Source organism: Hahella sp. HNIBRBA332 (assembly GCF_030719035.1).
In the GTDB taxonomy this organism is placed as follows: Bacteria; Pseudomonadota; Gammaproteobacteria; order Pseudomonadales; family Oleiphilaceae; genus Hahella.
Genome location: NZ_CP132203.1, coordinates 7105314 through 7118381 on the forward strand (window position 1 = coordinate 7105314; position 13068 = coordinate 7118381).

Below are 13068 nucleotides of genomic sequence, written 5' to 3' on the forward strand. Positions count from 1 at the left end.
ATCAGGCTACAACTTTACGCAATAACTCCGCATTCTGAGGACTAACTTTTTTTCCCTGACCAGGCCCATCCCCAAAGTAAATGGTGAGAGTGTGCCCAGACCAGGGTGAAAGATCCCATCTCACGTCACCGTATCGAGACACAATATTGCCATAGGCGTCTATAACGACGGGAAAATCTGGGCTTGGTGGCCTGCTTTCAGGCTTGAAATTCAGGGCGCCTGCTTTTGATAAGGCCGATTCAATCTGCAATCCTGGGAAGTAAGCCAGATTCATGCAATCACCTCCATCAGTTCAATATGGCCACTCCAATATGGGTGATATCTGCAAGCACGAATCAAGTCCCGGGATTCACTCACCCACATGGCTCGTATTTCGCTGCCAGACGCAATTGCTTCAAGTTTTTTGTTTATTCTCTCAATAACCCGGTATGCAGGATGAAGGTCTTGTCTTTCTGGTGGTTTATAAAGGTTTGTTTCCAGGCTCTTTATCTTTGCGTGCGAGGCAAGCTTCCAGCAATAGTCCTGGCTCATAACATCACGATGCTTAGTACAAAAAAGACAGCCTTCTGGGCTAATGCAATCAGGTTTCGGCGCGTCTTTAGCCATACCATTGATCGACTCTGGTGAGCGACCTTTGTCGACACATATACCAGGACCTGGCGGTGTATAGACTGGATCTGTTGATGCGTGGAACCGGACTATTTCGGATGCCGCTAATTGATGATGCGGCCTTTCATAATCACGCAAAAGAACTTCCTTGTCGTGGGCCATTTGCTCAGCCGTTAGTTCGAGATCGTTACTTCGTCTTAGGAGCCAATTTACTCTGGTTTTCCGCAGCTCCTGCGGGCCAAAAAATTGAGCATCAATTTTCTTGAAGGATTCTTTCAACGTGTAAAATCTGACCTTTGAGTCTTTTGCGCGAATCATGCCTCGACTTTGCAAAGGGAATAGCCTGTTATCATGTTCAGTAAACCCAGTATCATGAAGCCATTGTAAATATCGTTCGAGATGTTTCTTATAAGAGCGATAGCAACGAAAAACGGCTTCTCCGCTACGCCGCCCCTTATATACGCGGAAAACCTCCAGATCGTCACCGTTAGACTTCCAGCGATAAGATTCTCTTTCAAGCGCCGATGCCTGAGTCAGGTTCATCCCTGTTTGTGCAATGAATATCAAAAGCTCTGATTCTATCCTTAGATTCAGTATTCCTGATCTTTTATGTCGATCGAAAAGGCTTTCATTCTCCGCCAATGGCGCTCTGGCTTTCTCGGCATTTTTTCTGACTGTGTTGCACTCTATAGATTCGACATCCATTTCAGGATTAAGCAGGCTTCCTGCAACCACCAAGGTCTTGCCACCTTGCAGCGCAATGCGGATTGGTAGTCGTCCTCTAACCGTCGCACAATCCAAGGCGTCGCAGATCGACCTCAGGCAATGACCAAACTCAAATGTACTGCTGAGATTTTGCTTATCTGCGCTGCTGGTCATCACGCTCTTTTTTGAGCGCGGCTTTCTGATCCTTGTTTGGATCAAAAGTGCGCCGCTAGGGTTTGTTCCAGGAATTTTTAAAGCCCTTGCGATGAGATTGGCTAACCTTGAAGTCTGCCTGTAAGCGTAATTTTCAGACACTTCCTTTTTGACTTTTGATCTATATATTTGGTGTTCCGACCACTTCTTGAAGTTGGTTACCACTTCATCTCGAGACATAGTCAATGAGTTAACATCTGACCACGCAAAGAATCGCCAAAGCACTTCCAGACTGGATTCGATAAGTGCACGAGAGCGCCCCTGACTTATCATACTGGAAATGGCTTCATGGAATGCGCATACAACTGGAATACGAAAAAGGTCAACATCATCAGCTGAGGAATGATGTATCGCTTCCATCGCATTTTTTCTCGGCAAACACGCCGCACCATAGTGAAGTAATATGTTCAGGTTCCAGGGGATTTGATGCGTACCCAGGCTCATTCCTGGGAAAGTAAGATCTAATTCATGCATTTGCACGCCCTTTTGCCAATCCCATAAAGGCTTCTGAAAACGCATCGGCAGCATCTGCCATTGCTTTGTTTGCCTCTATAAACTTGATGTATTTCATCGTTGTACTTTCATCTCTGTGCAGACATGCCTCCCTTACAAACTGGATGGCATCACCGACAGGCATGAACTTTAGCGCCACGCGCATTAACTCTGTGGCAAAAGTGGCTCTTGTGCGATGAAAGTGAAAGCCGTGCATCACATGCAGCCCAGCCTTTTTACCGGCGGATCGGAGACGAGACATTTCCACATTAACCGCTCGGCTATCATCTCCGCTGTACGAATTGCCATAGCGAGTGAGGAATAGCAGATCCTGATCTTCGGGATTCACTAACATTTGGCGCTTTAGCCGTCTCGTGCTCATTGAATAGGCAATAAGTGTTTCGAGAAGCTCCTCTGGAATTGGCACTGAACCAGAAACCCCAAATTTGGTTGAGACAGGTGGCCTAGCACCAGGGCCAACAGCTAATCGCTTCCAACCGACCTCTGGAACCATGGTTGCGTTGTGAAGAGTTTGAACCTTCAGGTCGGTAATTGAGCCAATGCGTAACCCTGTGAAGAAACCAATACGTAGCATTAACGAAAGCTCTTCGGTTGCGCTGCGATCTGCCAGCGCGAGTATTTCTTTCATTGCCGAAACAGTTACTGGGAGAAGACCATCCTCAAGTTGTATGGCCCCAGCGACCTTTCGATTAGGAATGGCAAGGTCTGTACTGGCAACTCGCATGGTATGTTCGAGACCAAACGGATTGGTTAATTTGATACCAACAAATCGCTGCTCCCACATTGGCCATTCTGGTGAAATTAATCGACGCGACTGTGTCCATTTATAGAAACGGATGACTGCTGCCATCCTTTGCGATGCTGTGCTTGGAGCAAGCTCACCATTATTTCTGGCGGCAACAAGTGCTCCGCGAAAGCGAACAAGGCAGCGTTCACTTTCTCGTTCTGGGAAATACCACCATTGGATTGACTCTGCTTCTAGCCATTTAGCATAGGCAAGCAGGTGGGACATATTGGATCGAACGGTTTTCAGATCCCGTTTTGAAGATGTTGCTTGATCCAGGGCCCAAAGATTAGCTTCAGCCCAGGTTGAATTATCTTCCCAGACTATTTGGGGAAGATTTCTGATGGGTTTTCTTTTTAATGGAGCCCACTGTAACGAGCCGTCCGATATTTCTGCTCGATGTGGCTGGTAGTTGATTTGCTCAAGGCTGGCCATTCATTTCCCCCTTCGACAACTCAATGCCGTTCAGGAAGGAATCACTTCTGAGCATGGAGCGGTCTAATTTGTCACCATTGAAGCATGTATGGTGTGCGATTAAGACATGGTATGTAACGTTTGCCGCAACAAGGGTCGTAGATTTTGCCATGGTAGGGTTCGATCATTTCGGCGATCAGCTTGACCACGCACTTGGGAGTATAAAATTCGCCCCCGCCTTTGCCTTCGGTCGCCGCGAATTTGCCCAGGAAGTATTCGTAAACGCGCCCGACCACGTCTGTTTCATTGTCTTCCACTGTGTCGATGTTATTGATGGAATCGATCAGGGCAGCCAGCTTGCTGACATCCAGCCCCAGGCGGGAGAAATAGTTATCCGGCAGCGCGCCGCGCAGGGACTTATTGTTCTTTTCCACGGTATGCAGGGCCGTGTCGATCTTGACGGCAATGTCATCCTGCTTGGCGTTCTTGCTGATAAACTCCCAGCGGGACTCCTCCGGCAGATAGAACACATTCTTCATGGTGTAAAAATCGACCATGTCCACGTAGCCGCCGTGGCCTTCCTCAATCAACTCCTTCCGACGTTCTTCAAACTTGTCGCTGATGAATTTCAGAAAGATCAGAGACAACACCACGTGCTTGTATTCAGACGATTCCACACTGCCGCGGAGCTTGTCGGCGGTGTCCCACAATGTTTGCTCGAAACTTCTCTGTTTCTTGTTCGCTGTGCTTTTTTCGGTTCTTTTTGCCATAAAAGTAACTTTAGTTGCGCTAAGCCTTTATTCGGGCCTGCATATTACATGCAAACCCCCTGTTGAGGACATGCCAAGCTGACGTGCGAAATCGGGGCATAGGGCGCCCAGCAAAATAATCCGGGGAGACGCAGGCTAATGCTTTAACCCTTATTCGTTGTTTTACGAGCCATCGAGTAGGGGCCGTGGCGACCTCCAGATGTAGCGCACCTTGCCAATAACGAGCGCCCGTTGCCTGCAAACCCTCTAAAACCAAAAGGGGCTGTTCTTTCTTTGGGGCTTATAGAGAGCGAAAATCAGCTATGCCATCAACAAGCGTTGGAGATGCTTTATTTACCAAAGCGCAGCAAAAACTGTTAGCGCTTTTTTTGGTCAGCCCAAAAGAAGCTTTTATTTGAATGAAGTAGTGCGCTTGGCGGCTATGGGTCTAGCCCTGGAATAATCTGACACCTATTTCGTCTCAGGACGCCCGGTACACTGCATCGGGCGTTTTGTATTTCAGGGCCAGATGAGGCCTTTCCCAGTTATAGATAACCACGGACTCATCGCATTCTCCCAAAGTCAGGGCTGGAACGTGTCAACTCTATTCAGGACGGGTCACAGCCCAATAAAAAAGGCCAACCCGAGAAGGTTGGCCTTTTGAATTTGGTGGTGGGACGGCAACCTGGATCAAACCATGTTGACGGTAGTATATCTTAATACTGCTGGCTTGTGGGGGTTCCTTCAGCTACGTTCAAACTCTCCAACAGTCAAGTGGTCTTAGCTAAAAGCAGTTGGTAATCCCGGTCTAGTCAAACGAAATACTTCCCTTAAGTCTCGTGTTTGTTGGTGTATATGTCTCTCAATAGCGATGTCCTATATTTTGCACTTTCCACACTAATTCATTCGTTGTTTCGTCGAGAGGTACTTCTGAACTTATCCGACCGCGAGTTTCTCGTCGCCTTCTAAACTACCAGTGCGGTGGTTAACTCCACCATTGGTCTATTTCCTCATCCCATAACCTTCTAAACCACCAGTGCGGTGGTTAACGACCAGGCGCGGATCTGCGGCGCGCTCCTGGACTTCTAAACCACCAGTGCGGTGGTTAACACTCGCCTCCCGCCAGCCGCTCTAAAACACGCCTTCTAAACCTCCAGTGCGGTGGTTAACTCGAGCGAAGCGAGCCGCCGAAGCGCAGCGCACTTCTAAACCACCAGTGCGGTGGTTAACGCTATACGAGAAAAAATGCGGCAACTGAGGGACTTCTAAACCACCAGTGCGGTGGTTAACAGGGACACCACCCCCGCATTGTTGTCCATCAACTTCTAAACCACCAGTGCGGTGGTTAACAATAACTTTGTCATTCTCGATTCCCTCGATCTCTTCTAAACCACCAGTGCGGTGGTTAACCCGTTACCCTGTCGCTGGTCAACCCGTTTTGACTTCTAAACCACCAGTGCGGTGGTTAACTCCCATATAATTCCGTGCAGCCCTCCCATATACTTCTAAACCACCAGTGCGGTGGTTAACTCCATCTTGCGGGCGACGCCTTCTTGGTTCTTCTTCTAAACCACCAATGCGGTGGTTAACAAGCTCTATCTCAAGTGGCACGAGCTACAGAACTTCTAAACCACCAGTGCGGTGGTTAACCCAGCGATCTGCACTCTTAGCGTGGGATTTTTCTTCTAAACCACCAGTGCGGTGGTTAACCAACATGGGCGCAGCGCGGGCCGCCTCGATGACTTCTAAACCACCAGTGCGGTGGTTAACGTAATCCCAAAGAGGCCTGCATGAGTCCAGAACTTCTAAACCACCAGTGCGGTGGTTAACTCAATGGCGTTTACAATTCGCTGTACGTCAACCTTCTAAACCACCAGTGCGGTGGTTAACGGCTGGAGATCGTCAATCATACTCAACAGTTTCTTCTAAACCACCAGTGCGGTGGTTAACGCTAGTCGTCGGTTTCTTACTTGGTCTTCACTCTTCTAAACCACCAGTGCGGTGGTTAACTGTCAATATGCATGCAAGTACAATCTGCTACACTTCTAAACCACCAGTGCGGTGGTTAACATTGGAGCCCCGGCGAGATGGCAGCGGCCAGACTTCTAAACCACCAGTGCGGTGGTTAACGGATACACGGGTTCACTGCGTGAGATCTGACGCTTCTAAACCACCAGTGCGGTGGTTAACAAGAAGACCCAAACATGACTCTCGCTGAAAATCTTCTAAACCACCAGTGCGGTGGTTAACGATACGACGGCAACTCGTTACGATCTCGATACCTTCTAAACCACCAGTGCGGTGGTTAACGTGGTCAGTGGATTTCTGAAGTATTCGTCCGTCTTCTAAACCACCAGTGCGGTGGTTAACGGATTCTAGGGATCGGTAAAAGCATGCAGGAACTTCTAAACCACCAGTGCGGTGGTTAACGGTCACAGCTTTAACATGCTGGGTCGGCACGTCTTCTAAACCACCAGTGCGGTGGTTAACGGAGTGGGAGCAGCCAGTTGATAACGTCAACACTTCTAAACCACCAGTGCGGTGGTTAACTGATTGATCGCGGATTGAACCCGAGCCGAGGACTTCTAAACCACCAGTGCGGTGGTTAACTCAAGTATTTAGCGGGACTACTGGATGCAGACCTTCTAAACCACCAGTGCGGTGGTTAACGGAAGCTGACAAAGCGGCTTCATCTTCCATATCTTCTAAACCACCAGTGCGGTGGTTAACAACTCGGCCCGCCTGGCGAAGAAGTTGGCGTACTTCTAAACCACCAGTGCGGTGGTTAACGGAAGGATAGCGCGGACGGCGTCGCCGTCTTTCTTCTAAACCACCAGTGCGGTGGTTAACTTCTCGCCGGTGATCATCTTGCTGGCTTTAACCTTCTAAACCACCAGTGCGGTGGTTAACGTTGAAACTATGTATATTTTTGGAATGATTGGCTTCTAAACCACCAGTGCGGTGGTTAACACTTAAGATTTGCTTGAGAGGAGGCTCGGCAGCTTCTAAACCACCAGTGCGGTGGTTAACATCAACAAATCCCCGGCCCATGGTCGCGATGTCTTCTAAACCACCAGTGCGGTGGTTAACTGTAGTAAATTAGACAAATTGTTAAAGAGCTTAAGCACTTACCTCAACTTTCCGTGAGGATAGATGCTTTTCTTCATTCCAGCCTAACTTACTGACTCAGGCAAATCGCACTATGTGGCTACAAAGTAGCCAGGCCCGATAGCACTTTTTTTAAGTAACCATGATCCCAGCCTGCTCGTAGCCTCTTAGTTTTTATACCTCCTTTGTCCGTCTTCTCATTCTTCAGTAAATTCAACGCCATATGTCTCAACACCGCTAAATTCTCCGCGCTGTGTCCCATGCGATGCCGCGAGTCATCCTCTTTAAACGCTACATCCAGCACCCAATGCAGTTTGTTCTCTATGTGCCAGTGCTTTCGCGTCGCATTCAGGAAATATCTCGCATCGCCTTCTCGACTCGAAATATACAAGCGGCGCTCCAGCGTTCTTTGTCCTGACTCCATTCGCTCTGTTTCTACGACGATGAAACTCTTCAGGTCTTGCCAGCGACTTTGTTGCTTTTCCAGACCCTCCAGATTCGTTGAAACGCGGCAGCGCCGCTTCTCATCCTCAACGCGCCCTGGTTCGCATACAAAGTCGACAAAATCCTCGCCGAAGCCTTTAGCCTCAGCGTCCACGTACCGGTCGTGAATCTCATCGTGTAATGAGGCCTGATTTTCCTTCACACCCACTAAATAGTCTGCTTCCGCGTGACGGATATGCTTCACGATCTCCCGCTGGCATCCCATCGCGTCCAAGGTGACGAGACTTCCTTTTAATGACAATGCCTTCAACAGTTTAGGAATAGCAGTGATCTCATTGGACTTCTCCTGAGTTTTCACCTGTCCCAACACCAGTTCGTTCGCTGTCGACCAGGCGCTAACCATATGAATGGCGGGTTTGGAAGAGGATCGGTCGTATGAGCGCCGTAACGTTTTGCCGTCTATTGCGATCTGATCATCTGGAATCTGCTCCGCCAGCGTCGAAGCCCAGGATAGAAAGCTTATCTCTAGCGCCTCGGGATCTAACTTCGCAAAGATGTTGTTGAAGGTGTCGTGGGAGGGAATGCCGTTGGGCAGCTCCAGAAAAGACTCAAACCACTCTTTTTTAGCGTCGCCAAACCGAGTGATGGTAACCCAATCGTCAGCCCCACAGATGATCCCGCAGAGCGCGATGGTGAGAACATCATAGAAATTATGCCGCATATTGAGCGTCTCTCGACGAGGATCAGAAAGGCTGGAGAAATGGTGTTTAACGCCGTCAATTAAAGAAGAGCCCATAACAGTCCTTATTAGGGGAGAAAAAGAGGCGTACTCTATGAATTTACTGCCTACTATTCAACCACATAGTGCGATTTGCCTGCTTACTGACTTAACTTGGTTTTAACTGCCACCTCAGAAAGGAACCCCATCAGGAAGTCCAAAACGCCCTTCTCTTGTGCTGTTTGAATTAGGTCTGCACGAAATACATTATCCTTAGATCGCTTGCTGCCGTACTCAAACGCCAGAGGCATTACTAGACCGTCTTTTATAATATCCGCCACATCAAATACCAAAGCTCCTCGCCGTGTTTTCCCATGAAGAACAGGTAGAGCAAATGGAATTCCCAACCCGTGCAATGCAGTAGCAGCATAGCCGTAAGCAATATAATTCCCGTGGTCTAGAAATCCATTCACACCATCCGCTATGGTTTCCTTTGAACGCTTTCCTTCTTCCCTACGAAACTCAAGTTTGAACTGCCTTGCTAGTAGCTTATATAAGTCTTTCGCCCACATAGCCTCCGCCGCTAATAAGTGCGGGGTATCCTGCGCCTGTCTGATGCCTCTCTCAAAACGGTCGATCAGACTATCTGGCGCAACCAAACCACGGGCGTCCCATTGCTCTAATGTCCAATTAACTCGAGCCATAAGGAACTCTTTCGCCAAAGCTAATCTCTGAGCTTCGTTCAACCATTGGCTCATCCAGCCTTGCATGTACTGAGTGGGCCGGTATTCATCTTGTGGAGCCAAGAATGTGATATCTAACGCGCCAAATAACGGAGAGCCGCCGCTTCCGCAAAAACCAACCAAGACATTCGATTCGGCAAACTTGCGAATAGCAGCGTCAGTTATTGACGTTCCTTTGCCTAGTAATAGAAAGGCCGTGTTCTTGTCCGGTATATTGAACATGCTCTCAATTTCTGCTCCAGTTTCCGTTAGGTAAACCACACGATCGTCAACCTGCATTACTCTGGCGCGTTCAAGGTAGAAAACGTTCGCCCTCTTAGAAAGCATAACTGCACGAGGGCGAACTTTTTTTAATTGATTATTATCGGAAGTCTTCATGTGAGTTTAGGTAGCAACACTCTTGAATTGACCCTAGACAACCCATAACCATCAGGCTTGTTAGACGACACGGCGCTTTGCTCATAAGTTATCGACTGAATATGAATCGAAAATCGCTGCAAGTTAGACGCACTGGTCAACATTAAGTAGGGCAGCGTTTGCGATTCCGCCAATCGCTTAGCTCTCCGGCGCAATCGGCTTTCCTGATGCTGTTCGCTTTTTCCAACCCGTGCGGGAATGCGGTGGCGTCGGTACTCAACCCAAGGCCCTTCCCACTGATTAGGTGCAGCGCGAATCCTGCCAGAAATAGCTAAGCCACTCAGACGCCGCTCACCCTCAAGAGCATCCAGAGCAGCATCCAAAGCATCTCTGGACTCTGCAAATACCCTTATAGCGCTTCCTGGTGATGGCCTATCTCCATCGTTTAGTTCAGGAAAACCTGTTGCGTAACAATCTGGATGACTCGCGTAGTGTCGGTGTAGTACTCCTACCACATAACCAGCAAGGATGGGTGGGGCAATGCCGCACCCACTGCGTAACTCAATATTGCTGTAGAATAGTGGAAGCATTCTAGTCACCCTCCAAACTACTTAGCAGCCTTGTTTCTTGAATCGTTGTTTTCAGACTCACCAAAGACCCCTCCACGAATTAAGCTAGCGATCATAAACATTCCATCGTCTGTATTTGGGTCCAGCAAAGAGATCCTTTTCAGTAACTCGAAAGCCGAAGCCTTTCGAGCGGCGCCCTCTCTTCGGAAAAAGGCCTGAGCATCCAAATTCGCACCGTGCGGTTCAACTGGAATAGGTCTTTGGTGTAGATCATATTCAGGGTACCAAGTGTCGATTGTTCGCAAAGCGTTGCCAACCTTTTGGTCGCGCAGAGACGCTTGCCCCATATATCGGATATCATTAAGTTCGAGCAAGCCAGCTGAGCCTTTATAGACAGGATCGGGGACACCTAGTTTATATAGTGATCTCGCAAAGCCTCTGGGCTTTGACTCAATATAGTTTTGAGAAGGATATACTTCGACAGCTCCCTTAAAGCCCAAGCTAATCATCCCCGTTACCAGGAAAGAGTTAACGTTTTTTCCGCTCAAATTCTCAGCTATCAGACTTCCGATTGTCGTTTCTTCCTTTGAATATTGATCAAAGTGATGTAAGGGGATAGAGAGAGAATCCACTTCGGCAATCACATTCTCTGATGCGTGCTCTGACACTTTGACCCTCACTGAGGCTCCAAGCATTCTATTTCGCCATAGCCACCGCCCATTGAGAATATTTCTTGCGTATCTCCGCGCTACTTCCTGGAGGCCTTCGCTTGTGGTAGCGCGATCAATAAAACCATCCAACGCTGATTTTAGTTCCTGATGCTTCTCGCCTGCGCAGGCAAACAATGACCATGATAATGGTTGAGCTCGAAAGTCATACTTAACGGAAACGCCGACAGCGTCTCTTGAAGTCTTGGCGGATTCAGTAATTTGAATATTGCTGACCTCTTTCTTTGCATCCGAGTTCACGTTCTGCGTGCCACGGATACCATGCCTCACCACCATCAGCTGCGTTTCATCACCGTTTTCCAGACGATTAAAAAACAGAGCATCGGAGATCATTACCCCTCTTTGAAAACTTAATACGGCAGGCAATTTATTAAACGTAGTGTGAGTCATATTTAGTGCCCCTTATTAATTTGATTGGCAGAGAGAGCCGTCACAGTAAACACATCTTTGTCAGTCCACGCTCCCCGCCAGAATAGGTCACTAGATGTAGCAACTTGATTGGCAGTGACATACTCGACTAACCCTACTAATGGCTCTGCGAAAGCGTGAAGTTTATTTTCGCGAACAAGTTTTCTTTGAGAAAAATTAGTGATGGCCGCATACCCCAATACTGCCGGGGATAACCAGCGCTTTTTTATAGGTTGTTTATTTTCATCCAAGCCAGGAGAGTCATTAACCAATCGCAATAGATTTTCTACACGCCCTTGCTCCCCTGCTACTAACTCAGCACTCCGGTCTAACAGCCAATAACCCGAACGTAATAACGTGAAAACGCCGCCATCATCACTCAGAGACTCGCAAATTGAGATACGCCCATGGCGGATGATGACACCGCCCGCCAACCGACAGCGCTGAAATGCACGCTCAACATCACTACCGGATGGGCATTCGTCATTAAATGTAAGCACCAGTGAAACGGTTAAATTCATGGAGGCTGTCGGCTGAAGAGAAATGGCGTACTTGTTTTTTGAGCTGTAGTCTTTCTTATCTATATAAGTTGCACCGCGGAACTGATGAGGATAACAGCCGTAACCCTTAGGTAGTTCAGACTCCGCGAGTAGTTGGGCGTCGATATGAAGGACGCCAACTGCACTAGGTTGGATACCAAGGAATCTTCCTAATGCGTGGCCAAGCATCGTACAGGCGAAAACAGGAGCAAGAGAAACGCACCAAGGCGTAGCCAATGCATTTGCCCGTTGGACTTCAATTTGGGGGATAACGACATATCGCATAGCTCACATCCCCTCTATCAGCTTTATTAATCGATGTTGATCAGCTGGAGATAGCCCTAAGCCAACAATATCCCCGGTTCGCTTGTCTTCTAGTTTCGACTCCCTCAATTGACCTACCAGCCATTTCGCCCGCTCCTTTCGCCAATATGGCGATCTCTTGGTAGGGTCTAACCAGCCGTTACTCAGGAAATAGGAATTCTCGTTCTCTAAATTTTTCTGAATGGATGGCAAATCTTTCTGGTAAGCATTTAGAACGCGACGGGCTTTATCCGCTTGCTTTTCCATAGCGCTTAACAAGGCCTTTATGAGGCTTCGCTCTTCTTCCTGTAGCCTAGCGTTGATCATGCTTCCCTCTTTCACTCGTGATAACAGCCAAGTTGCGTAACTCGAGACCATAATCTTGGGTATAAATGGCTTAAAGCCTTTATAAAAGAGGCGGAAAGCTAACCTCGTATTTGGTGTCGTCCTTGGGACATCACTAAACACGAAAGGACGGATAGATCTCACTCTTCCTCCAGCATTTTGCGGATTACTTCCGCCTATGGAAAAAGAGTTTACGCGCGCGTCATACCGAATAGTTGTTCGCTTTTTCTGGCCCCCGCTACTATTTTCATACTCTTTTTCCTGTTGCTTCCGAATATCATCTCGGCAGCGAGAAATTGTGGATATGTATTCGCACAGTCCTGCAGAGCCTAGGGGCGTCAACGAGACATAATCCGACTCCATCGGGATCAGTATTTGTCTTAATCGCGGGCTAATTGAGTCAGTGCCATCTTCGAGGAAGCTTTGAGTTGCTAACTTGTAGCTCTCAGCGATTCTTTGGCGCGCAGACTCAGTATCAGTACTAGGTCCCGGCGCCTCCAGCCGTAGTTGACGAATTCGCTTAAACTTTCCGGCATGGACACTGGCGTTACCGACATAGTCCAACCCAATTTCCTTTCCCTCAGCCAGTAAGGTACGCACGCTAATATATGGCAGGTTTATTGCGTGGGCTGAAGTTAGTCTGACCCCGCCCGAGCTTGCATTGGAATTTATTGTTTTAGTTGAGAAATGGAAAAGGTTTGACTGCATCCAGTCGCAAAGAAGCTCAACTTCACTTTCATCTGGAGTCTCCATATAGTCGGTCCACGTTGATATTGACCAAATGGACACTAAACTCTGAAAAGAGCCCCCACAACCCAG

10 protein-coding genes and 1 CRISPR repeat array are annotated in these 13068 nt (G+C 48.2%); all 10 genes read right to left on the minus strand.

Annotated features, from left to right (window positions below; translation table 11 throughout):
* Position 1 precedes the first annotated feature (1 nt).
* The 10 genes from O5O45_RS31570 to O5O45_RS31610 all read right to left on the minus strand — a co-directional run bounded on the left by O5O45_RS31570 (position 2) and on the right by O5O45_RS31610 (position 13002).
* A complete protein-coding gene (locus O5O45_RS31570; protein ID WP_305903211.1) occupies positions 2 to 274 on the minus strand; it encodes a hypothetical protein in 273 nt (90 codons plus the stop codon).
* A complete protein-coding gene (locus O5O45_RS31575; protein WP_305903212.1) occupies positions 271 to 2055 on the minus strand; it encodes a site-specific integrase in 1785 nt (594 codons plus the stop codon). The genes O5O45_RS31570 and O5O45_RS31575 overlap by 4 nt, the downstream gene beginning before the upstream one ends.
* A complete protein-coding gene (locus O5O45_RS31580) occupies positions 1994 to 3259 on the minus strand; it encodes a tyrosine-type recombinase/integrase (protein WP_305903213.1) in 1266 nt (421 codons plus the stop codon). The genes O5O45_RS31575 and O5O45_RS31580 overlap by 62 nt, the downstream gene beginning before the upstream one ends.
* A gap of 71 nt (positions 3260 to 3330) precedes the next feature.
* Positions 3331 to 4008, minus strand: coding sequence for a type I restriction-modification system subunit M (locus tag O5O45_RS31585; protein WP_305903214.1), 678 nt, complete (start codon positions 4006 to 4008; stop codon positions 3331 to 3333).
* Between the two features lie 941 nt (positions 4009 to 4949).
* Positions 4950 to 7077: direct repeats of the CRISPR family, unit length 28 nt; unit sequence CTTCTAAACCACCAGTGCGGTGGTTAAC.
* Positions 7078 to 7195: 118 nt separating this feature from the next.
* Complete coding sequence (locus O5O45_RS31590) at positions 7196 to 8335, minus strand: ISAs1 family transposase (protein WP_305903215.1); 1140 nt, start codon at positions 8333 to 8335, stop codon at positions 7196 to 7198.
* An 83-nt stretch (positions 8336 to 8418) separates the two neighbouring features.
* The gene (gene cas1f / locus O5O45_RS31595; RefSeq protein ID WP_305903216.1) at positions 8419 to 9378 is read right to left on the minus strand and encodes a type I-F CRISPR-associated endonuclease Cas1f; all 960 of its coding nucleotides are present in this window, start codon (positions 9376 to 9378) and stop codon (positions 8419 to 8421) included.
* A complete protein-coding gene (locus O5O45_RS32075) occupies positions 9375 to 9947 on the minus strand; it encodes a type I-F CRISPR-associated endoribonuclease Cas6/Csy4 (protein WP_371747911.1) in 573 nt (190 codons plus the stop codon). The genes cas1f and O5O45_RS32075 overlap by 4 nt, the downstream gene beginning before the upstream one ends.
* A gap of 17 nt (positions 9948 to 9964) precedes the next feature.
* A complete protein-coding gene (gene csy3 / locus O5O45_RS31600) occupies positions 9965 to 11044 on the minus strand; it encodes a type I-F CRISPR-associated protein Csy3 (protein ID WP_305903217.1) in 1080 nt (359 codons plus the stop codon).
* 2 nt (positions 11045 to 11046) lie between these two features.
* Positions 11047 to 11886: a type I-F CRISPR-associated protein Csy2 gene (locus O5O45_RS31605; protein WP_305903218.1), complete on the minus strand. Its 840-nt coding sequence runs from the start codon at positions 11884 to 11886 to the stop codon at positions 11047 to 11049.
* Positions 11887 to 11889: 3 nt separating this feature from the next.
* Positions 11890 to 13002, minus strand: coding sequence for a hypothetical protein (locus O5O45_RS31610; protein ID WP_305903219.1), 1113 nt, complete (start codon positions 13000 to 13002; stop codon positions 11890 to 11892).
* Positions 13003 to 13068 lie beyond the last annotated feature (66 nt).

Bases quoted from the DNA above. Each gene is read 5' to 3' on its own strand.
- cas1f (WP_305903216.1), bottom strand. From the start codon at position 9,378: ATGAAGACTTCCGATAATAATCAATTAAAAAAAGTTCGCCCTCGTGCA.
- O5O45_RS31605 (WP_305903218.1), bottom strand. From the start codon at position 11,886: ATGCGATATGTCGTTATCCCCCAAATTGAAGTCCAACGGGCAAATGCA.
- O5O45_RS31575 (WP_305903212.1), bottom strand. From the start codon at position 2,055: ATGCTGCCGATGCGTTTTCAGAAGCCTTTATGGGATTGGCAAAAGGGC.
- O5O45_RS31585 (WP_305903214.1), bottom strand. From the start codon at position 4,008: ATGGCAAAAAGAACCGAAAAAAGCACAGCGAACAAGAAACAGAGAAGT.
- O5O45_RS32075 (WP_371747911.1), bottom strand. From the start codon at position 9,947: ATGCTTCCACTATTCTACAGCAATATTGAGTTACGCAGTGGGTGCGGC.
- O5O45_RS31580 (WP_305903213.1), bottom strand. From the start codon at position 3,259: ATGGCCAGCCTTGAGCAAATCAACTACCAGCCACATCGAGCAGAAATA.
- O5O45_RS31570 (WP_305903211.1), bottom strand. From the start codon at position 274: ATGAATCTGGCTTACTTCCCAGGATTGCAGATTGAATCGGCCTTATCA.
- O5O45_RS31590 (WP_305903215.1), bottom strand. From the start codon at position 8,335: ATGGGCTCTTCTTTAATTGACGGCGTTAAACACCATTTCTCCAGCCTT.
- csy3 (WP_305903217.1), bottom strand. From the start codon at position 11,044: ATGACTCACACTACGTTTAATAAATTGCCTGCCGTATTAAGTTTTCAA.
- O5O45_RS31610 (WP_305903219.1), bottom strand. From the start codon at position 13,002: ATGGAGACTCCAGATGAAAGTGAAGTTGAGCTTCTTTGCGACTGGATG.